This is a genomic window from Mycoplasmopsis felis ATCC 23391, assembly GCF_000701865.1.
Classification (GTDB): Bacteria; Bacillota_I; Bacilli_A; order Mycoplasmatales; family Metamycoplasmataceae; genus Mycoplasmopsis; species Mycoplasmopsis felis.
The window spans coordinates 1-22,751 of sequence record NZ_JNKA01000017.1; the positions used below are offsets into that span (position 1 = coordinate 1).

At 23.8% G+C, this 22,751-nt stretch carries 20 protein-coding genes and 2 tRNA genes; 9 read left to right on the top strand and 13 right to left on the bottom strand.

The annotated features are described in order from the left end of the window. Both T405_RS02240 and T405_RS02245 read left to right on the top strand, forming a co-directional pair. On the top strand, positions 1-459 hold a 459-nt coding region (locus T405_RS02240), incomplete at its 5' end, for a restriction endonuclease subunit S (protein ID WP_036430668.1). A 417-nt stretch (positions 460-876) separates the two neighbouring features. Then, positions 877-1,158 carry an HU family DNA-binding protein gene (locus T405_RS02245; protein ID WP_036430670.1) on the top strand — a complete coding sequence of 94 codons (282 nt, stop codon included), beginning with the start codon at positions 877-879 and terminating at the stop codon, positions 1,156-1,158. On the opposite strand, the gene recU is transcribed toward T405_RS02245, so the two are convergent. From recU to T405_RS02265, 5 genes are all read right to left on the bottom strand, one after another. Further along, entirely contained in the window at positions 1,155-1,637 is a 483-nt protein-coding gene (gene recU, locus T405_RS02250) for a Holliday junction resolvase RecU (RefSeq protein ID WP_036430672.1), read from the bottom strand. The two genes, T405_RS02245 and recU, sit on opposite strands and share 4 nt — an antisense overlap. 43 nt (positions 1,638-1,680) lie before the next feature. Beyond that, entirely contained in the window at positions 1,681-2,931 is a 1,251-nt protein-coding gene (locus T405_RS02255) for an MFS transporter (protein ID WP_258408959.1), read from the bottom strand. Next, the gene (locus tag T405_RS02260; protein ID WP_036430676.1) at positions 2,918-4,543 is read right to left on the bottom strand and encodes a zinc-binding metallopeptidase family protein; all 1,626 of its coding nucleotides are present in this window, start codon (positions 4,541-4,543) and stop codon (positions 2,918-2,920) included. The genes T405_RS02255 and T405_RS02260 overlap by 14 nt, the downstream gene beginning before the upstream one ends. 64 nt (positions 4,544-4,607) lie before the next feature. Then, positions 4,608-4,772 carry an amino acid--tRNA ligase-related protein gene (locus T405_RS04115; RefSeq protein WP_309299783.1) on the bottom strand — a complete coding sequence of 55 codons (165 nt, stop codon included), beginning with the start codon at positions 4,770-4,772 and terminating at the stop codon, positions 4,608-4,610. Then, positions 4,723-5,541 (bottom strand): amino acid--tRNA ligase-related protein, encoded by an 819-nt coding sequence (locus tag T405_RS02265; RefSeq protein ID WP_309299784.1) that lies wholly within the window; start codon positions 5,539-5,541, stop codon positions 4,723-4,725. Before T405_RS02265 ends, T405_RS04115 begins: the two co-directional genes overlap by 50 nt. A 185-nt stretch (positions 5,542-5,726) precedes the next feature. Between T405_RS02265 and tpiA the strand changes: the two genes are divergently transcribed. Further along, on the top strand, positions 5,727-6,461 hold the full coding sequence (tpiA, locus tag T405_RS02270) for a triose-phosphate isomerase (RefSeq protein ID WP_036430678.1): 735 nt from the start codon (positions 5,727-5,729) through the stop codon (positions 6,459-6,461). Positions 6,462-6,486: 25 nt separating this feature from the next. Here tpiA and proS read toward each other — a convergent pair whose 3' ends face one another. From proS to T405_RS02285, 3 genes are all read right to left on the bottom strand, one after another. After that, positions 6,487-7,929 carry a proline--tRNA ligase gene (gene proS, locus T405_RS02275; RefSeq protein ID WP_036430702.1) on the bottom strand — a complete coding sequence of 481 codons (1,443 nt, stop codon included), beginning with the start codon at positions 7,927-7,929 and terminating at the stop codon, positions 6,487-6,489. A 79-nt stretch (positions 7,930-8,008) separates the two neighbouring features. After that, positions 8,009-8,083 (bottom strand) — tRNA-Gln (locus T405_RS02280). A 3-nt stretch (positions 8,084-8,086) separates the two neighbouring features. Continuing rightward, positions 8,087-8,170 (bottom strand) — tRNA-Tyr (locus T405_RS02285). 90 nt (positions 8,171-8,260) lie between these two features. Here T405_RS02285 and T405_RS02290 point away from each other — a divergent pair. Then, on the top strand, positions 8,261-10,201 hold the full coding sequence (locus T405_RS02290) for a DNA gyrase/topoisomerase IV subunit B (protein ID WP_036430703.1): 1,941 nt from the start codon (positions 8,261-8,263) through the stop codon (positions 10,199-10,201). A gap of 743 nt (positions 10,202-10,944) precedes the next feature. Here the strand turns inward: T405_RS02290 and rsmG are convergent. Beyond that, entirely contained in the window at positions 10,945-11,649 is a 705-nt protein-coding gene (gene rsmG / locus T405_RS02295) for a 16S rRNA (guanine(527)-N(7))-methyltransferase RsmG (RefSeq protein ID WP_036430680.1), read from the bottom strand. Positions 11,650-12,057: 408 nt separating this feature from the next. On the opposite strand from rsmG, the gene T405_RS02300 reads away from it, so the two are divergent. From T405_RS02300 to T405_RS02310, 3 genes are all read left to right on the top strand, one after another. Beyond that, complete coding sequence (locus T405_RS02300; RefSeq protein WP_036430683.1) at positions 12,058-12,924, top strand: hypothetical protein; 867 nt, start codon at positions 12,058-12,060, stop codon at positions 12,922-12,924. A gap of 185 nt (positions 12,925-13,109) precedes the next feature. Beyond that, entirely contained in the window at positions 13,110-13,304 is a 195-nt protein-coding gene (locus T405_RS02305) for a hypothetical protein (RefSeq protein WP_169734324.1), read from the top strand. Further along, positions 13,304-13,495 carry a hypothetical protein gene (locus tag T405_RS02310; RefSeq protein WP_036430687.1) on the top strand — a complete coding sequence of 64 codons (192 nt, stop codon included), beginning with the start codon at positions 13,304-13,306 and terminating at the stop codon, positions 13,493-13,495. The genes T405_RS02305 and T405_RS02310 overlap by 1 nt, the downstream gene beginning before the upstream one ends. Before the next feature lie 17 nt (positions 13,496-13,512). Here the strand turns inward: T405_RS02310 and T405_RS02315 are convergent, their stop codons facing one another. Both T405_RS02315 and T405_RS02320 read right to left on the bottom strand, forming a co-directional pair. Next, positions 13,513-14,487: a ribose-phosphate pyrophosphokinase gene (locus T405_RS02315; RefSeq protein WP_036430689.1), complete on the bottom strand. Its 975-nt coding sequence runs from the start codon at positions 14,485-14,487 to the stop codon at positions 13,513-13,515. Between the two features lie 42 nt (positions 14,488-14,529). Continuing rightward, on the bottom strand, positions 14,530-15,129 hold the full coding sequence (locus tag T405_RS02320; RefSeq protein WP_036430691.1) for a ribonuclease HII: 600 nt from the start codon (positions 15,127-15,129) through the stop codon (positions 14,530-14,532). A 120-nt stretch (positions 15,130-15,249) separates the two neighbouring features. Between T405_RS02320 and T405_RS02325 the strand changes: the two genes are divergently transcribed. Continuing rightward, on the top strand, positions 15,250-15,696 hold the full coding sequence (locus T405_RS02325) for a hypothetical protein (RefSeq protein ID WP_036430694.1): 447 nt from the start codon (positions 15,250-15,252) through the stop codon (positions 15,694-15,696). Continuing rightward, entirely contained in the window at positions 15,696-16,436 is a 741-nt protein-coding gene (locus tag T405_RS02330) for an MAG0110 family membrane protein (RefSeq protein ID WP_036430696.1), read from the top strand. The genes T405_RS02325 and T405_RS02330 overlap by 1 nt, the downstream gene beginning before the upstream one ends. Positions 16,437-16,474: 38 nt before the next feature. Here T405_RS02330 and T405_RS02335 read toward each other — a convergent pair whose 3' ends face one another. Continuing rightward, positions 16,475-19,714 carry a type I restriction endonuclease subunit R gene (locus tag T405_RS02335; protein ID WP_036430698.1) on the bottom strand — a complete coding sequence of 1,080 codons (3,240 nt, stop codon included), beginning with the start codon at positions 19,712-19,714 and terminating at the stop codon, positions 16,475-16,477. A gap of 42 nt (positions 19,715-19,756) precedes the next feature. Next, the gene (locus T405_RS02340) at positions 19,757-22,432 is read right to left on the bottom strand and encodes a type I restriction-modification system subunit M (protein ID WP_036430700.1); all 2,676 of its coding nucleotides are present in this window, start codon (positions 22,430-22,432) and stop codon (positions 19,757-19,759) included. Positions 22,433-22,751 lie beyond the last annotated feature (319 nt).

Below are 22,751 nucleotides of genomic sequence, written 5' to 3' on the forward strand. Positions count from 1 at the left end.
ATGACAAAAGTAGGTAAATATATTAATAATACAGAAAAAAATATAACACCAGAAGCAATAGAAAACTCTAGCACTTGATTAGTACCTAAAAATTCATTGCTTTTATCTATGTATGCTTCATTTGGTAAAACTGCAATTAATAAAAAAGAAATTACTACCAGTCAAGCAATTTTAGGAATAATCTTAAATAATAATATATCAGTAGAATTTTTATACTACTTGTTATTTCTGATGGATATTAATCAATATTGATATAAACAAGTAGAAACAGGCACTCAACCAAATCTTTCAAATTGAACAGTTTCAAAAACATTAATTAAATTAACTAAAAACATTTCTGAACAACAAAAAATCGGAGATTTTTTTAGTAATATTGATACCCTAATCAATCTTTACAATTCCAAACTCAACAAACTCAAACAAATAAAAGAAGCATTATTACAAAAAATGTTTGTATAATTTATATACCTTATTAAATTTTAGATATCCGTAAAAAAATACTTAAACATAAGTTCTATATGCTTAAGTATTTTTTTAATCAACAACTCTTAAGCTCAAATATCATTACATATAAAAAGAAATAATAGTAATTTAAAATAATTTAATCAGACAAAGTGGTATAATATTATTAATTCAATAAATACTAGTTAAAAGGTTATTTTATATAACTTAATTGAAGGAAGATTTTTGAATAATAGAATGAAGGATATAAATAAGGGATATATTATTCAAAAATTAATAGGAGGGTAAAAAACACAATGTTGCAGATTGTGTTTTTTTATTTAAATAAAAGTTTTTTTCTTTTTCCCTAAATTATAGTGTTTTTAGTAAAAAATATTATAATATAGATATAAATTTACAAGGAGATTTTTTAAAATGACTAAAAAAGAATTCTTAGCAGAAGTTGCTGATAGATTAGAAGTTAAACCAAAAGAAGTTGAACAAGTTCTTGATGCTATGTTATTTGTTTTAAAAGAACAATTAATTGCTGAAGATACAGTTAGATTATCTGATTTTGGAATTTTCTCTACTGTTGTTAAAAAACAACGTACAATTGTTAATAAATTCACAGGAAAAGAACAAGTTGTTCCACAAAAAAGAACTGTTAGATATAAACCTTCTAAATACTTAAAAGAATTAGTTGATTTTGGTGCTTAATCCAAAAAATTTAATATACATGGAAATTCTAAGAATAATTCCTTAGAATTTTTTATTAAATCATTTATATGCAATGATTTAATTTTATTTTTAAATAATGTATTAAGATAATTAATATTTACTTTAAAAAATCTGTTAATATGGGAAAAGAATAAAATAACAAAAGAAATCCCTTTGTTGTTATGAATTAAATTCAAATACTCTAACTGATGTTCTTTAAGGTTTGATAAATCAAATCTATCTTCATTACAACTCTTTGCTTCAAAACAAATAAATGAACCATTATAACAACCTATATAATCAACAGTACTTTTCTTATAAATATTTGAATCATTAACAACTAATTTATTATTAATTTTTTGAATTTTATTAATCTTTAAATCTAAACCTTTCTTTTGAATAAAAGCAATATTATTTTGTCAAAAATAATTAATTGTTTTATTTATAACTGTTTCTAAAAACATTCCTTTATTTTTCATATATTGTAAATAATCAAAAAGAGAATTAAAAACAAAACAAGAACTAATTTTGTTCTTGTTTTGTTTTTAATTCATTTCTTTTAATTTTATAATTTCCGAAAATAGAAATAAAACAAAGTATACCAATGACAATTGTAAAGAATAAGAATGAAAAGTAATATGAAGAATAAATTGTGATAAATGTACTTGTAATAGAAATCACACTATAAAAGATAATTCTTAATGCAAGAGAAATACCATTTTGGGTATGAAACTTACTTTTGTCAAATAAAATATAAGACATACTATAAAAAGTAGATAAGAATATACTAAATAATATTTGTTGAATTGCAACAATTGATAAATAACTATAAAATTGTACTTGTGTATTATTTATATATCCGAAAATTAATCATAAAATATTAGTTATTAAAAGTGGAAACAAAATGTAATTAATATTAATCTTTTTCTTTATTGAATTAAATATTCAATAATTCAATAAAGTACCAATTAATGAAAAAGCAGAAAATATTAAATTTAAGTATGGACCTCACTCATCTATTTTAAACTCATTAGAGTTTATATATTTAAAGAATGGAGTTAAATTTGCATTTCTAGGCATCAAGAAAATACCTATAATAAAACTGCTTGATAAAATAAATATTCATTTATAAGTTGTTGTTTTATTCTTCTGAGTTTCTTTATTTTCTGAATCAAACTTTGTTTTTGTTGAACTTAAACTTAATCATAAATATAATAAACCTGATATTATATAAGTAATCATATTAGCTATTATTAAAATAAAGAAATCCAATTTATTATATAGCAAGATAGTTAATATAGCTGATATTAAGAAACCAAAAGAAGTACCAAATGTAGATAAAATATTAATATTGTGTAATTGTTTATTATTATAAGTTATATAATAAACAATATTTTTTAAATAAATAAATCTTAATGAATGTATAAAACCTAATATAGTACTAAAAGTAATTAAAATAATTGAAAATGCTTTACTTTCAGATTTTGGTAATACAAAAAACAATGTTAATAAAATACCTAATGTTAAAAAACTTAAAACATCACAGAAGAATAAAACATATTTATTATTAAATTTTAATGATGTTATTTTTGAACTCAATAAATAGATAATCAAAGATGGTATTTGTATTAATAAATACAATATAGTAACAAGTCAAAAATCTCCTGTTATTTTATAAATATATAATGAAGAAGCGAATTTAAATGTTTCAGAACCTACTAAAGAAATAGAAAGAGAGGAAGTATATTTAATGGAATTTTTAAGAAAGTTCATCATTTAACTCCAGGCAAATCCATAATAAATAAAAGAAATTCTTTAATAATGTTTCTGATTTTATACAATGAATCAGCGATGCAGATATTGATAAAGTAATAGCATTTAAATTTTGAAAATTCGTTAAATCTGTTGAACCTGATCCAAAGTATAAAGAATAAGGAATATTATTATTTAGACAAATTTGAGATATTTCATTAATAAGTTTGACATTAGGAGCAGTAAAGTTATCTGCTACTCTAATTTGTATACCTTCTATATCTCATTGATCAGATTGATTTACATCTAAATTAATTATGTATTTATATTTATTTAATTCATTTAATAGAGAAGTATCTTTAGAACCTTGTAATAATAATTCTTCTTTTGTTGTTAAAATTACATTTATATCTCCGTAATCTAATAAATTATTTAATAAGATATTTGATATCTTATTATCTTGATTTCTCGATTTTATTTTAAAACCACTAACAGATACTTCTTGTTTAGATAATATTTGATAAATATTATTATCTAGGTTATTGCAAATTAAGTGTGGTCTATTAATCTTTCTATCCTTTTCCTCTGAATAAATATAATTATCGATTTTAAAACAACGAACTGATTTAATTTCTGATGAATTTTCATCATACAAAATGTAATCTCCATCTTCTCAATACATTGTACCTTGATTATAAACATTTTTATTTATTACTAAACCACCGACTTCATCACAATGACTAACAAACACAATATTGTTTTGGGAATTTTTTAAAACAAAAGAAGCAGCATTATTTTCATAAGTTATTTTATTTTTAAAATATCTGTTTATGAAGTTTTTTTCAAAACCAGGAAGAGTTGGAAAATTTAAATAATTTTTAAAATCCGAGAGAATTTTTTCTTTATTTTTTAACAATCCATCCATAAACTTCATCAATTTTTGTATTTTTGGGTGATTATTAATATAATCAAATAATTTATAGATTGACTTATAAATTTCTGGGTATTTAATTAAATTTGCAAACTTTTTAATTTTGTTTAAATCAAAATTAAGGTTCAACATCCTATCATAGTCATAATATCAATAAATATAAAAACCATTTCAAAATAAGTTATACAAAACTTTGTCAGAAATAATTTCATATTGATTATTTTTGATTAAACTAGGTCATATTTCATTTAAATCATTAATTATATTTGTCATTTTCACATTAGCATCATGTGGATATACATCATCTAAAACATAAGAAATCATCATTATTTTTTGATTAAAAGCAAGACTTAAATTTATTTCATCTATATATTTTTGTTCTCTCTTTACTGTTGTACTAGAATCTAATGATTCAAGTAATATAAATTCAATGCTAATTCCGTTGAGTTTATATATCTTTAGGTTTTCATCTTCTTTGATAATTTCAAGTTCATTATTTTCCTTCAAGGAATTGATAAACTTATTTCTTAAATTAAAAGAGTGTTCACCATAAAAAGAAAAATCTAAATCATTAGGAATTCTTTTTGTCATTTGTTTTTCATAAAACAAATAACTTCCTTTTAATATTAAATGTAAATCACTATTATTTGCTTCATTGAATTTCTTAAGATTTTCTGAAATTAAGTTAAGTATAGTTTTCATTATGGTAATACCTCCAAATCTGTTTCTCTTGGAATTAATTGTACTTCTCTAATATCATCTTCACCTATCAAAAATAAATAAATCTTTCTATTCCCATTCCAAAACCTGAAGTTAATAATGGTTTTTCTGATTTCATTTTTAAGTATCATTCATACTCTTCTGGATTATTTTTATGTTTTTTAATTGAATTTATTGTTTCGTTGTAATCAAAAGATCTTTTGGCCAGCACCTATAGTTTCTCCTATTCCAATTAACAAATCAGAATTGATTGCATAACCATTTATTGATTGTTGATAAAAAGGTACTAGTATTTCAGGGAAGTTATTTAATCAAATAATTTTTTCCTTAAATTTTTCAATTAAATATTTTTCACCAATAGAATTGATTGAAATAAAATTATTTTGTTGAAAAATCCCTTGTTTGCATTCTCTGTCTAAAATTTTTATTCCGTCATTAAAAGAAAGATTGATAACTTTGTTAGTTAATCATTTATTTAATCTTCATGAATTATCTTTATCAAAAAAATCAAGTTCTTTCTTATGAGTTTTTAATAAATTTTTAACTACATACTTTAGATATTTAATAATAAGTTTTTTAGTCTTTTTTAAGTCATATTTAAACTCAACTTCAAAATGATTAAATTGATGTAAATGTCTTTTATCAACTTCTTCACCTCTAAAAGAAGAAGAAATATAACCAACAGATTCAACATTTCTAACTCTTAATAATAATTCTAAATAAAATTGCATACTATCTGCAAGATAAAATTCATATTTGTTTTTCTTAGAAATAACTTTATAAGGTAATGAATCACTTCCTAAACCCATAGGACTTGAAACACTTTGAGTTGTAATTGGTAAGTTTACACATTTTATGTTATTTTTCTTCATTCATTTATAAGTTAAATAATAAATTTCTGAATATAATTCTGTTAATATTCCATATCTTTGATTTAAAACATAATCCAAAAAATTATTTTTGTATTTTTTAAAATTCACTTCTCTCTCCTGCCATAATTATAATAGACATTTAGTTTTATGAACCTCATATAAATAATATTCAATAAAAAGTACAATTTTTTAAAGCCTTTTTGCATAATATTTCCATATATAATTATTTTTTTTCTATTAGTTTAAAATAAAAATAATAGAATTTAAATAAATAAAATACATAAGGAATTTATATGAAAAAATTAGTTATTATTGGAAACTGAAAAATGAACAAAACATTTTCAGAAACACAAGAATTCTTAAAAGAATTTGCAAAAATTTATAAAGAGAAAGAGAGTTTAATTTATAATAAACTAGATTTTGCTGTTGCTAGTCCATTTACAAATTTATTTGCATTTAAAGAAAATAAAATATCTGAATTAAAATTAGCAGCACAAAATGTTTCTCAACATTTATCTGGTGCTTATACTGGTGAAGTTTCAATTAATATGTTAAAAGATTTAAACACTAAATATGTTATTTTGGGTCATTCTGAAAGAAGAAGTTATTATGGTGAAACCAATGAAATTATAAATACTAAAGCACAAACTGTATTAAGCAATGGGTTAATTCCTGTAATTTGTGTTGGAGAAACTTTAGAAGAATACGAAAACGGAAAAACAAAAGAAATTGTTAAAAAGCAAATTAAAGAATCTTTAAAAAGTTTAGACTATTCAAAAATCATCGTTGCTTATGAACCTATTTGAGCAATAGGAACTGGGAAAGTTGCAACACCAGAAATTGCTCAAGATGTTTGTGAATATATACATTCAATTACTTCTAAAAATTTAATAGTTCAATATGGTGGAAGTGTTTCGCCTAAAAATATATCTGAATTATCTTCACAAAAAGATATTGATGGATTCTTAGTTGGTGGAGCTTCACTGGATGCAAATAGTTTTGTTCAATTATTAACATTAGGTAAATAAAAATAGGAATTCAATTTCCTATTTTTTAGTATGCTTTTGCAAAAATTACATATCTATTTGTTTTGTTGTCACAATTTTCAAAAATACATTTATGCTTTTCATCTGGTTTTTCAAATTCTCTTATTGGAATACATCTAGATGATGCCCCTGTTTCTTCTTTGATTCTTTCTTCTGCATAATCTAAACAACAAAAAGGAGAATAAACAAATTTACCATTGTTTATTTCTTTTTTAAATTCTTCATAATCAGTAACAAACACTGTATTATTATCTAATCTTTGTTTTGCTGAATTATAAAGATTCTCGTGTATATCATCCATTAAGAAATCAATAGTTTTTTTAACATCATTTATATTTGTTTGAATTTTTTCTAATGTATCTCTTCTTACTATTGTAACAATATCATTTTCAACATCTCTTGGCCCTATTTCTATTCTAACTGGAACACCTTGGATTTCACTATTAGAAGCTTTAAAACCAGGATTTTTATCTGATGAGTCTAAGTTAACTCTGTATTTTCTACTTAAATCAACATATAGTTGTTTAGCAATTTTTTGTACTTTTTCAGATTTTTTTGAAAAGAATTCTAAAATATCAATTTGAGTAGGTGCAATCCTTGGTGGAATAATTATTCCTCTATTATCTCCATGAGTCATAATAATAGCACCCAATAATCTTGTCGATACACCCCACGATGTTTGATAAACATATTCTTCTGTGTTTTGATTATTTTTAAAAGTAATACCAAATGCTTTAGAAAAATTTTGTGCTAGGTAATGACTTGTTCCTGATTGAAGCGCTTTTCCGTCTTTCATCATTGCTTCAATTGTGTATGTAGAACAAGCACCAGCAAATTTTTCTTTTGGAGTTTTTTTACCAATTATTGTTGGTATAGCTAAATATTCTTTTAAGAATTTAGCATATGTTTTAATCATTTCACGAGTAAATCTTCTAGCTTCTAATGGTTCAGAATGACAAGTGTGGCCTTCTTGTCATAAAAATTCTCTAGATCTTAAAAAAGGATTAGTAGTTTTTTCTCAACGCACAACATTTGCTCATTGATTGTAAACAAGTGGTAAATCATTATAAGAATTGATAGATTTTTTAAATAAATCAGCAAAAAGAACTTCTGATGTAGGCCGTATATAGAATTTTTCTGCTAATTCTTTTTCACCCACGTGTGTTACAGTTGCTAGTTCTGGATTAAATCCTTCAACATGTTCTGTTTCCAATTTAAATAAACTTTCAGGGATTAAAAGAGGTAAATAAACATTTTTAATTCCTTTTTTAGCAAAAACGGAATTCAATTCTTTTTGAATTAACTCTCAAATTCCATAAGAATTTGGTTTAAAAATAATAGACCCTTTTGATTGTCCATAAGCAATTAAATTACCATTTTTAACTACGTCAGTGTATCATTTTGCAAAATCTTGTTCAAGTGGAGTAATTTTATCTATCTCTTTATTCATAGTTTGCATATTATACACTTTTTTATATATAAAAAAGGGGTAAAAGGATATAAAAAAACACCTCTTTGCAGAGATGATATGGCTGCCCCAGTTAGATTCGAACTAACGCGTGTCGGAACCAAAACCCGATGCCTTACCGCTTGGCTATGGGGCAAAATGGTGGGGGGAGAGGGATTCGAACCCCCGAATCCTAAGAAAGTGGGTTACAGCCACCCGCATTTGGCCGCTTTGCTATCCCCCCATATTGCTAAATTATTATACCATTAAAAAATAAAATAAAAAATATTTTCATATTTAATAAATCTATATTATGTATTATATAATTAAAAATATGACTAAACAATATAATGCAGATAGTATTCAACAACTAAAAGGGTTACAAGCAGTTAGAAAAAGACCTGGAATGTACATAGGTGGAACCGATGAAAAAGGATTGCATCACTTAGTCTGAGAAATAGTTGATAATGCAATTGATGAAGCATTAGCTGGATATGCTGATAAAATCCTTGTAAATTTAAGAAAAGATGGTTCTGTTCTTATTTCAGATAATGGAAGAGGAATACCAGTAGATAAAGTTAAAGGCGATAATAGAACAGCCGTTGAACTTGTTTTTACAGAATTACATGCAGGAGGAAAATTTGATTCTTCTGCTTATAAAACATCAGGTGGTTTGCATGGGGTTGGTTCCAGTGTAACTAATGCACTTTCTAAAAAACTTATTGCAACTGTGCATAGAGATGGTAAAACTTATTTAACTGAATTTAATGGTGAAAAAATAGTACAAAAAACTCATGAAATAGGTAAAACTAAACTAAGAGGAACAGTAGTTGAATTTTGACCTGATTATGATTTCTTTAAGAAAGTTAAATTAAATATTGACACAATAGCAGAAAGATTAAAAGAAAGCGCTTTTTTAATCTCTAATTTAGAAATAACTGTTGTTGATGAAATAAAAGAATTTAAAGAAACATACAAATATAGCAATGGAATTACTGCTTTTATAGATTTTTTAAATGAAACTAAATCTCCAATAACTAAATCCATTTCATTCAAAGATAAAAAGAAAGAAATAGAAGTGGAATTCGGTTTTCAATGAACAGATTCATATTCACACTTAACTTTAAGTTTTGTTAACAATGTAAAAACTAGAGATGGTGGAACTCATGAAATTGGACTAAGAAATGCTATTGTTAAAATCATTAATGAATATGCTCTTAAAGAAGGTGTTTTAAAAGGAAAAAATAACTTTGATTTCGATGAAATAAAAGAAGGTTTGACCTGTGTTATTTCTCTTAAAGTTCCTGAGAATTTATTAGAATTTGTTAGTCAAACAAAAGACAAATTGGGTACTCCTGAGGCAAAACTAGTTACCGAAGAAATAGTTTATAAATATCTAGAAAAATGAATAAGCGAAAACAAAACAACATTCAAAAAATTATTAGAAAAAATAAAAAGAGCATATGAACTTAAAATAGAAGAAAAAAAACGTAAAGACGAAAGAAGGCAAACAAATAAATCATTAAAAGAAAAAAGTATAATCAGTGATAAATTAACCCCTGCCATATCTAAAAAACCATTTGAAAGGGAATTATTTATTGTTGAAGGAGATTCTGCTGGTGGTTCTGCAAAAAGTGGTAGAAACAGAAACTATCAGGCTATTTTACCGCTTAGAGGAAAAGTTATTAATTCAGAAAAGAAAAGTATAACCGATCTGTTAAAAAACAATGAAATAGTCACAATCATTAATGCAATTGGTGCAGGATACGGAAACAACTTTGATTTAAGTAAATCAAACTATGGAAAAATAATTATAATGACAGATGCTGATACTGACGGTGCTCATATTCAAATTTTACTCTTAACATTCTTTTATAGATTTATGAAACCTCTTGTTGAAGCTAAAAAAGTTTATATAGCTATTCCTCCTCTTTATAAAATCACAAACAAGACAAGAAAAACAATTTCCTATGCTTGAGATGAAGAACAATTAAAAGAAAAATTAAGCAAAGAAAAAGGTTCTTATGAATTACAAAGATATAAAGGACTTGGAGAAATGAATGCTGAACAACTTTGAGAAACAACTATGAATCCAGAAACTAGAACTCTTATTCAAATTAATTTACAAGATGCAATATTATCTGAGAGAAGAGTTTCTGTTCTTATGGGAGAAGATTCATCAAAAAGGAAAGAATGAATTGACAACCATATTGATTTTAGTATAGAAGATGTTTCATATATGGAACAAATAGTTAAAACAAACAAGAATTTATAATTAACTGAATGATTTTTCACGTCTTTCAATTACTTTATGTATAATTATATGTTCTTGTTTATGTCTAACAAGAACAGAAAATAATAATTTTCTATTTAGTATAAATATATTTAGGCATATGTCTCCTTTCTATATATTTTTATTCCTAAACTTTTTTTGACTTTATTATAATTATATGTTAGTTTTTTTGAAAGATTGAAAAGAAGCACAAACAAAACTTTTCTAATTATATTTTTAATATCTGATAATGAGCGTCAGTCAGATACTCCTCCTTTTTTTGTTTAATTCAATACTTAGTCACCAAATTTTATTTTTTTAATGTGTTAAACTGTTTTATCTTTATTCTTTAGAATTCGGACATAAATACCATCACTCCATTCTCTCTCTTGTTTTTTAGTGTTATTTTGAGTATTTTCTCCTTTTTATTGTTATAATGTTTTTATTTTTCATAAATTATTTATACTAATCAATAAGCATCGTTAATTCGGTGTTTTTTTGACACTTTTAATAATAAAATGAGTTATAAAATTAAAAAATATTGAGATTTATAAATAAACTTCATTTCAAAAAAATAAAATAATTATTAAAAAATACATTTATTTTAATAAATAAATATATTTTTTAATTTTATTCAATATTTATTAAGCATCTGTCTTAAGTAAATATTTATACTTCATAATATTTATATGTTTTTTAATTTAAAATAATGTTGTTTCTTGTGTAATACATTATCGAAAAAGCATCTAATGTAACTTCTGGTGCTTTTTTATTTTTATTATTTCTTTTCATGGATAAGGGAAATTTGCTGGAGTACTCCTTAATTTCTTTATAAAAAGGATTTTATTGTCTCTATCAATATTTGGTGAAAATAATTCTTTTATTCATATTTCGGCTTTTAGTTTATTTAAAGGAAAAGATGCTTCTCGAATTTCTTTTTTGATATTCTTGCTTTTTAACAAAATCATTGTCCCATTTAATTTAACTAAATGAAAACCTGCAAGTAACATTGTTTGAACATCTGCAACTGCACGAGCAGAAACTATATCATAAATATTTTTGTTTTTTTCTTCTTCCATTCTTTTTTTATAGATATTAATATTTTTTAAATTCAGAACTTCTTTAACTAAGTTTAAAAAATTAACTCTTTTTTGTAAGGGTTCAAAAATGTCTAATTCGAAATTAGGGTTGGCTATAAAATAAGGCAAAGAGGGGAAACCGACACCTGAACCTATATCTAAGAATTTAATATGATTCTGGTCATTCATTATAGTTTTCATAAAATTCAATGATTCTAAAATTCCGTCTCCTCATAGTTTGTCTCCAGAAAAACCAGTTAAATTCATCACTTTATTTTTTTCTTCAATGAGTTCTACATATTTTTCTAGTTTTTCGTAATTTCAATTATTTTTAAGACATAGTTCATATACTACTTTTTGATTTTTATTCATAAAAGAATTTTACAATATTATAAAAATATATTTGTTAATAACAAATCAAAAAAAGATTATAAATTTCTTTTGATATATATATATAGTTTTGCTATGAGCAAATACTGTAAATTTAAAAAAATTTTAATGTTTTTATCTTTAATTTCTTCCCCTTTATATATTACTTCATGTATTGATAAGAAATAAAAATAAATGAAGAAGTAAAAAGCGATTTAAATGTTTATGGGGATTTAGATTTTAATGGTATTAAAGACATTGAGCAAAGAGAATTTACTCTAAACCAAGAAATCCAAAAATACAAAGAAAAACCAATATAATGTATTTTTTGATGATATTAAAGAAACTGCTATTGATAACTCTCCTACTTTTTACTTTAATAGAAATGCTAGACAAGTTTGAAATACTAGTATGCAACATGCCATAAGTGTTTTAAATTATTCACACAAAATTAAAAATAATAATACTAAATTAATTTATGTTGGTGATAGCGATGTTTTAAAGGTTGGAAATAGATTTAATTTAAATTATTTAGAAGAAAAATATGGTGAAAGTTTAATAGATAACAAATTTCATTTAGTAAAAGACACTGGGAAGTTTTCTTATTTATTTAACTCAACAGAAGAAGAATATAAAGTTATTCCTAGTAAAAATTTCTTAGAGTATATTTTTAAACCTTTTTTAATTGATAATCCTAATGCTCTTTTTAATATAGTTATCCTTGATATATCTTTAACTGGTTTAAAAGCAGATGCAAAAGAATATTTATTTAAACACACTAGGAAACTAACGATTATTTCTGATGGTAATGCTCAATTAAATAAATTTATTCAAGAATATTTTGAATATATAAAAAAAGAACAACCGTTAGAAATTGAAGATATAAAGAGTTCATTTAATACCAAGGAAAATATTAAAAAATACAACACAAGAAAATATTTAAAATTAAAAGACAAAGTAAAAATATTTAATTTTCAAGGTAGTTATAGTATAAGTTTTAATAAAATTCTTGATAAATTAAATAAATCATGAGCAAAAATTGATGTTCATTCATATCCAACTTCACTATTAAAATTAAGTTCTGAAAGTTTTTTAAAAAACACAGATTACTTAAATGATATATTTTATTCTAATAATTTCAAATCACAAAATTCAACTAAATCATCAAAAGATTTTATGATATCTAACTCTGATAAATATGATAAAAATAAAAAGAATATGATTTTTATTGGTAGTTCACTTTTTAGAAATGGTGCATATAAAATAATTCTAACATAAGAGAAACTGGAATAAAATATTTTAAAAAAATAGAAGAATTATATCCAAAAAGTGAATATAACTATCTCTTTAAACTTCACCCACATTACAAACCTGAAAACTCAATAGATTATATAAAAACACTATTAGGAAAAGAAGATATATCTGACTATATCGTTCTAAATCCTTCTATTTCTTGAGAAAATATGATGTCAATTGATTATTACAACTTATTAAATAATCAAAATGAATCTGTTTTCTTTAAAAAAGAGAATAATAAAATTATTCCTGATTTTAAATTGTTTTCATTACAAGGTACCACTACTGTTTTATTTACAACTTTAGATTTTCTAGAGCATAATATAGAAGGATATGATACTTTACTTAAAAAAAAGAAGTAGTGGACCCAAGTATAATACCTATAAATGATTATATTAATATTATTAATAGAGAAAATACAATAATCAAAGATTATTATCAAATTAATAAAGAAAATTTATACCGAATATATAAATGAAATCTTACAACTAATGACTTCTTCCCTATTCCTGAGTTCAAGAGACTTAGTGAATTAATTAATGAAAAAAAATAATCCTAATGGATTATTTTTTACATCCTTGAAATTTCTTTTTTATAGTCGATATAAATTTGTGAGATACTATCACCACCTAAAGAAGCATTTATTACTCTACCTAAGAAATCACCAAGAGAAACGATTTGTAATTTTTTAAACTTATTCAATAATTCATAATTATCAATACTATCAGTTATTATTACTTTTGAAACATCAGGATGATTTTCAAATATATCAAATCCTTTTGTAAAAATTCCGTGTGTTGCAGCTACTATAACTTTTTTAGCACCATGTTTTTTAAGTGTTTCAACTGCTTTTAATATAGTTCCACCTGTGTCAATAATATCATCAATAATAACTGCATTTTGGCCTTCTATATTACCTAAAATACCCATAACCTCTGTTTGATTAACACCTGTTCTTCTTTTATCAATAATACAAATTTGCACAGTATCAGCAATTAGTTCTGCTAATTTACGTGCTCTTACTGTTCCTCCATGATCTGGAGATACAACTGTGAATTTTTCTCCTGTTTCTTTTAAAGCAATCGCAATAGGATATTGACCTTTTAAATCATCTACAGGTATATTAAAAAAACCTTGAATAGATGGATTGTGTAAGTCAACACAAGTAATTTTTGTAATACCGGCTGTTTGTAATAAGTCTGCTACTAACTTTGCTCCTATGGGTTGCCTACCACTTGCTTTCCTGTCTTGTCTAGCATAACCATAATATGTTAAGCATACATTAATTGTTCTTGCGCTTGCTCTCTTTAAAGAATCAATAAATAATAATAGTTCCATTATATTATCATTAACTGGTTTGCTAGTACTTGCAATTATGAAAACATCTCTGTCTCTAACTGTTGGTTCTGATACTAACATTACTTCGCCATCTGCATAAACTGTTCTATTAATTTTTGATAGAGGAACATTTATTAATTTTGATACCTTTTCTGCTATTTTTTCAGAATTTTTCATTCCAAATAATACTGTTTCGTTTTTATTCATTAAAACCACCTTCCAACATAATTTTATATTTTTATTTTATTTTTAGTTATTTAATTTATCTTTTATAGGTTTATATTTTAATCTATGAAAATCCTTTAAAACTCCATATTTTTCAATAGCTTCTAGGTGTTTATTTGTTCCATAACCTTTATTATTTTTAAAGTCATACTCTGGATATAATTTATGATAATCATCCATTAGTTTATCTCTATATACTTTTGCTAAGATAGATGCAGCAGCAATACTTTGTGAAACACTATCTCCTTTAGTTAAGTTAATTTGTTTATATGGTATATTAATTTTTTCATAATCAGTTAATACAATGTCTGGTTTATTATTTAAACTTATGATACATTGTTCCATTCCTTGAATAGACATTTCTTTTGGATTATAATTATTAATTTCTTTTACGTCTTTTGTTATTATTTTGTATTCTAAGCAATTTTTAATTATTTCATCATATAGTTTTTCTCTTTTAGTTTTTGATAGCTTTTTAGAGTCTTTAATTTCTGGATTTATATAATTTGGTTGTAATATAACACAAGCAACTACTAAAGGGCCAGCTAAACAACCTCTACCTACTTCATCTGTACCTGCTATATTTTGATAATTTTTTAAAAATTTTAATTCATAATCTAACATAACATAATTTTACATTGATTAAAGTTTTCTTATAAATTACTTTGTTATAATTTTTAAAAGGAAAATATGTGTATTAAAATATATAGTAAATGCAATATATGTTCAAGAAATTGGATGTATATGTTTGGTTTTGATAAATCTTTAGAATTTTATAGTTTATTTTTAGAAGATTTTAAAAAGTTTCAAAAAAATTTATTAGATAAAAATGAATTCGATGAATTTTATAAAGATAAAATAAATCAAGAAAATAAGGAAGAAATTCTTAATTTAAATTATATGAGTATTATGGAGTTTTTTACTCAACAAGAAAAAGAATTATTAAAAAACAAAATATTAATTGATTATAAAATAGAATATACATCAGTATTTAAATTAAATGATATAGCAGATTATAGAGAGGTTTTTGTAGTTCCTACAATACAATTTAAATTTTTAAATAGTGAATTTTATCAAAGACAATATGATTATGATATAAAGTTTGTTGAATATGATGTTCAAAACAATTTATTAACTTGTCCATATGATTTAAAATTAAGTAGTCAAATTATTAATAAGGAGGATTTATAATGAATGAACAATACAATTTAGATTTTAAATTTCACACAAATTCCAGTGTAAAAAGAAAAGTTTGAGGTATTTCTTTTAGTGTTATGAGTATTATTTTTATAGGTGTCATTTTGTTAAGCACCCTATGTTCATGACTGTTATATACAGCAGATATTTCATTACAACATAAAATATATACTTCATTTATATTATTAATTGTTGGGGTAATAGGTTTATTATTAGTAAATTGAATCTCAGTATTTTTTACAAGAAATATTCAAAAAAAAGTTTTATTTTCTGCTCCTTTTGAATTTATTTTTTGAATCAGTATATTAACTGGTTTGCTATCTTATTTAAGATTTAGTAATGAAAACATTAATGTAGAAAATATCTTATTAGTTTCATTAATACCAATAGGAATCTTATTTGTTAGTGGTCTAATCGGCTATTTTGATTTAATCAAACAAAAAGTATTAGTTATTTTAGGTTCCTTATTATCTTTTGGATTGCTAATAATGTTTATAATTTCGTTTTTTGTTTTAAATATTCAACCATTATATTCAATTATCTCAATTCTCTTGATATCAATCTTTGTAGCAATAGAAATTTATACAGCAAAAAAAGAGATAGAATCAATGAATTCTTTAGATAACAAAGAAATTAATTTATTTGGTTTATATTTAGGTGTTAGATTGTTTAGTAGTTCTATAGCGTTGTTTTACCACATCTTATTATTATTTTTTGGACGTAATAGAAAATAGTGACAAAATTAAAATAATGTAATAAAAGAAACAACATATTAATTTCTGTTGTTTCTTTTCTTTTCTATTCATTCTTTAATAAAATCATTTACATCTGAATGTCTTGCTGGTTTTGTTTTTGGATAATCCCTTACTTCAGTAACATATTCCTTAGATGAATCATTGAAAGAGAATTTTGTTAAGTGTTCAAATCTACCATTTGCATTTATATCCTCATATGAATTAATAATATTTTTTAAATCATCTTTATTTATATTGAATATTTGACAGAAATCTTCTATTTCTTTTTCTTCTGTTTGTTCTTTTTTGATATAAATACAATCCATTAATTTAAAATCTTTTAAATTTTTATAGTTTCCTTCTTTAAATGGTTTAATACACTCTTCACCATATTTTTTCAAATCTGAAGGAAGTTCACTTAATTTGTCATCTAATTTTTCAAGTTCTTCTTTAATATTTATACTATTTTTTCTTTTATCAATTATTTTTTGTAATAAGTCATTAATATATGAATTATCCACATTAAAATTATTATATTCTGAAAATACTTCAGCATAATCAAATGCAATTTTGATTTCATCTATAGAATCAGTACCTTTAGTTCCTGGTTTTTTTATTATTCATCTAGGTATATCTTTAACTCTTGCTTTTATTTTTAAAAAATCGTCTTCATTTAATTCTAATTCTTTTGAATTTTCTCAAGTAAATCCAAGAATTTTTGCTGAGTTAATATCATTATGCATCTCTAAAAATGCATAGACTAATTTTTTAAATTTGTCACGTTCTTTTTCCTCGACGTCATTTTCATTTATAATTGGAATACTTTCAAATTTTTCAAAACCCCAAGCTTTAAATATTTCTTTTATTTTTTCAAAGTTTTTATTTATCTTGTTGATATACTCATTTATGTCTTTTGAACGAACTTCTTCAAATGAAGCATAAGCATAAATTTTAAGTGCTTCATCTAAGTTTTTTTTCATTGTGTTAGGTTTTCTATAAAAATAAACCGAACCAAAAGGTTTGTTATTATCTAAAACTCTATTAGTTCTTGAGATAGCTTGAATTAAATGTTCATATTCCATTATTTTATCAAAGTATATTGTATTTATGTATTTGGAGTCAAAACCTGTCAACATTTGATCTACAACTATCAATAAATCAAGTCTTCGTGTTGGTTCTATATTTATAAATCTTCCTTTATGAGCTAATCTGTTGGCAACATCTGTTTTAAACTCTTTATAAGATTCAAAATTATAATTTGTTCCAAAATCTGCATTATATTTTTGAAGAATATCTACTAATGCATCTTTTTTATAGTCGACATATTCTTTTGTCATATCAATCGATGGATCAAAAAGAACAGTGTGTTTTATGTTACTTCTGTTTTTCTCTATTACTTGTTTAAAATAATTAAAATATTTAATTGCATCTTTTATTGAGTTAACGGCTAATATCCCACTAAAGAAATTACCATGACTACGATATTTTCAATGTTTAACTATTTCATCTGTTATTGCCGCTTTAAGCATACGCTGTTCTCAAAAATTAATTAGTTCTGTATCTTCTATTTCAATATTTTTGTTGATGTTATCTTGATTAGAATTAGTTAAATTATTTAATTTTTTATAGATATCCAATTGAGATTCTTCACTTTTATTTGAAGAAGTTTTTTCAACCTCTTTTTCTAGTTCTTTAGTAGTTCATTCTTTATTCTTTAATTGGCTTCCAACACCCAAATTTAAAAATAATTCAATCAAAACAGGAAAATATATTGTATTAACATTAAATGGAAGAACTTTTTTATCATATATACCATTTTTAATTGTGTATTTATGTAGTTCGGGTCCAAAGTTATCAATAGTACTTAAACCATTTTTGTTATTTTCTACTTTTATAGGTGTTCCTGTAAAACCAAATAGAATAGACTTTGGAAAAGAATTAATAATATTATCATACATCGAACCAAAAGTACTTCGATGACATTCATCAAAGATAAAAACAACTCTTTTATCTTTTAGTTTTTCAAGAGTTTTTTGATCAAAATTCTCTGGATTTATATTATTCTGTTTTTGAATTGAACTAATAATTAAAGCATTTCTATTACTATTTTTTAATATAGTTTTAACTAATTCTTTTGTACTTTTAACCTTTAGTACATTTAAAGAATTTTGATCTCCAAATCATCCAAATTCTCTAAATGTTTGTGTACCTAACTCTGTTCGATCAACAACAAAAATAACTAAATCTGCGTATTTATAATCTAATAACAAATGCCCTAATTTGAAACTAGTTAATGTTTTACCAGAGCCTGTTGTATGTCAAACGTGTCCACCCTTAATACCTTTAATATTTTTACCTTCAATTTCTTGTTCTCAAATCTTAGAACCTAAGTTCTTAAACTTTTTTTCGATGCTATTAATAGCATGAAATTGATACCCTCTAAGAATTTTTAATTCATTATCTTGTGAATCTGGTATGCTAAAATCAGAAATTAATCTATGAGCCATAGGAATACATAAAAAATTCTCTACAACTTTTTGTCAATGAGTAATTTCTATATTATCAAAATTTGTTCAACTATAAAATGAATTATGATTTAAGTTTTTAATATTGGTTATATTTGGAGTATACACCATTTTATTAGGTTGCATAGCAACTAAAATTTGTACTAATGAAAAAATACCAGTATAACTTTTATCTGAAGCATAATTTTTTATTTGTGTTGTTGCTGCACCTATGCTTTCATTATCTTTTTTTAACTCAATGTGAATAACCGGTATTCCATTAATTAATAACATTAAGTCCGCTCTTTTTGAATGTCTCTTTCCTGGTAATTGAACTTGTCTAGCAACTTGATAAACACTCTTTCCAGCACTTATATCTTTCCTTCCGAAAATATACAAGAAAACTTCTTTGCCATACTTTTCAATATGTTTTGGATTATCTCTTTTAATAGTTATATATTCACCGTTTAAGCATTTATTTGCTTGAACAAAAGAACCTAATTGATTGAATTTCTGAATTATTTGTTCCATTTCAGTATCTGTTAATTCAATATTATTTAACTTCTCTTTATTATTTATAAAAATTATATTTTTTAGGTTTTCATTAAGTTCTTTTTCTGATACATTATACAATACAACTTTGTTTTGTTTATTAAAGTCTTCAATATTTTCTTTATTTGAAAAACTCTTTTGAGAAAATCCTGTTCATCCATTTTTTATCAATGAATTAACTAATTCTTTTTCAAATTGAGATTCTTTTTTAAATTCCGACATATAACCCCTTTTAAATTTTTGTTTTATTTAAAAGAAACAAATTTATTTATTTGCTTTAAAGATATTAATTAATTCGTTTATTGCTAATACATCTGTTTCATCACCTGTCAATTCTGAAAACATATTAGATAATTCATTTTGACTATTAGAAATATTTTGATTAATATCAAATAATGTTTCATTATATTTTTCTTGTAAATGTTCTAGTTTAGAAATGTAATCTTCAATGATATTTATTCCTAACTCATTTGCTTGATTTTTAAAACCAGAAGTTCATTTATTGATTAATAAATCAATAAATTCTAATTCGTTTAAAGATAAATATTTTTCATAAGAATTTTGATTCAATTCTTTTTCTTTATTTTTAACTGATTTGTTGTATTCTGATATTTTTTTGTATAAATCAAATGCTTGAATTAATTTGCTCTCTAATGAATCGATTGAATATGTATTATTTTGTTTTAATATATTTTTAACTTGTTTTTCTAATTCTTTTTTATCAAATTCATTTTCTTTAAACAATAATTCATTTGATTTATCTTCGTCTTCGATTGATTCAAATATTTCTTTTATTTCATTTTGTGTTGATTCGATTTGTTCTTTAATTGAAGAAATTTCATCAAATGAATCACTTAAGAATTTATTTGCTAATAATTCATATGAAAAAATTGACGAGTTTCATGTAATGACTTGCTTAGTTTTTTTGTCAAACTGTACATTTGATTGTTCTAATAGTAATTCTTTTAATGTTTCAGGTTTTGAAATATCTGGATACTTCTGGATTAATTTAACTTCTTCATTAAATTCGTTAATATGATTCATTCATAATTGATAAATATCATATGAATCAACTAGTTTAAGACCTTTAACTAAGTTAAAGATAAATTCTGTAATTTCATCTTCAAAATCATGTTCTGAAATATTTTGAACATCAGAAAGATTTTTAAACTTTGTTTTGAAAAGTTCTTCTAGTGATCGTCCAATACTTCTAAACTTATCTAAAAATAAGTTAATTTCTTGATTCTCTAAAACGGTGTTTCTAATTTGATTATCATCGTTTTTTATCATCTTATTATAGTCGTTCAAACCACTATTAAAAAGTTTGCTTTTAAGTCCTGGAAATTGTTCTCAAAATTCCTTAAGTTTTTTTAATTCATTTTGTGAAACTCCACCAAACATTAATGAATATAAATCAAATTCTTCTGACTTATTAAAATTATCTATATATCTTGAAATATTAAGGTTATAATCATTTTTCTGGATTTCTTCAAAACTTATAACTTTTGAGAAATTTTCAACTTCCTTTTTATTGTTAACAACATCCACAATTTTCTTAATATGTGAAGGAAGTAATTTATTATTTTTGTCTTCTTTAACAAATAACTTAGAAGCATCTACAAATTGAATATCTCTACCTTCTTTTTGTTTTTTTAGAACCATAATAATTGTAGCTATACCGGTTCCATAAAAAATGTTAGAAGGAAGTCCTATAATTGTATCTATTTGTCCTTTTTCGATTAATTTTTGACGAATGTCTTTTTCAGAACCACCTCTAAATAATACTCCATGAGGTAAAACTATTGTCATTATTCCATCAGGTTTTAAGTGATATAAATCATGTAAAAGAAAAGCTAAATCTGCTTTTGATTTAGGTGCTATACCATATTCTGTAAATCTAGCATCATGTTCTTTGTTAGTAGGATCTCAAATTAATGAATATGGAGGATTAGATACAACAGCATCTACAGATCGGAAAATATACTGGTTATCATCATTATTTTTAAAGAAAGGTCAATCTTTTTCTAATGTGTCTCCACACCTAACATTTATATCAACCGGATTAATGTTATTCATAACTAAATTCATACGAGTTAGGTTATATGTAGATTGAATTTTCTCTTGAGCATAATAAGTAATTGAATTTTCTCTTTTATTATATTTCTTAAAAGATTCACCCATAGTTAATAAAAGCGAACCAGAACCTGATGTTGGGTCATAAACACTAATGGTTTCTCTATCTTTTAGGTAATGAGCAACAACTTGAGACATTAAAACAGAAACCTCATGAGGTGTGTAAAATTCTCCTCCTTTTTTTCCGGCTGAAGAAGCGAATTTACTTATTAAATATTCATAAATAAAACCTAAAACATCATAATTTTGCTTGTTTGTAGGAATGTCATCTATTGTATCCATTAATTCACTTAATAATTTAGTTTGTTCTGTAATTGAACTACCTAAACTTGATAAGCCAGATTCAAATATTTGGAAAATTCCTTCAAATAAGTCTCTTGTTTTTTCTGCAATATTTCTATTAAATTCTGTAATAGCATCATTTAATAGTTTTGAACTAAAATTATTTTCTTTCTTTCAATCTTTATTTTTTCAAGTTTGATATAAGAAATTATACGGAATAAAGTACCCACAATCTTCTTTAATATTTTCTATATGATTGTAAACATCATCTTTACCTCTAAGACTTACTGTTTTATCAAAATCAATCTCATTGAGATTAATGGTAGAATCGAAATATTTAAAATCTTCAATATCTATTTCTCTTTTAATCATATAATCTATTTGTTTTTGAGACAAGAATTTATATAAAATTAAACCTAAAATATAATTCTTATATTCATTTGCTTCTAGATTTCCTCTTAATTTGTTTGCTGATTCCCAAATCATTGAAGCTAGTTTTTGTTTTGACATTTTACTATTATCCATTAATTACTCCCTTCTTTTCTTCGGTGTCAAAAATAATGAAAATAATGAAAAAAACAAGCATAAAAATTTAGTAAATATCGGAATAGATGATACTTACTTTAAGGTTAATTTTGGAAAAATCAAAAAGAAAATATGTCTAAGGTTGGTGATTTTAGAAAGTAAAAATAATCATAAAACAATGCTTTTATTTGATGTTTCTAAATATAAAACTAATGAAATTTCTTTAATAATTAAATCGTTTTTAGATGAAAAAATTAAGAGGAATAACATAATAATTAATGCTGATGCTGCTAATGTTTTTACAAAAATTGCTAATGAA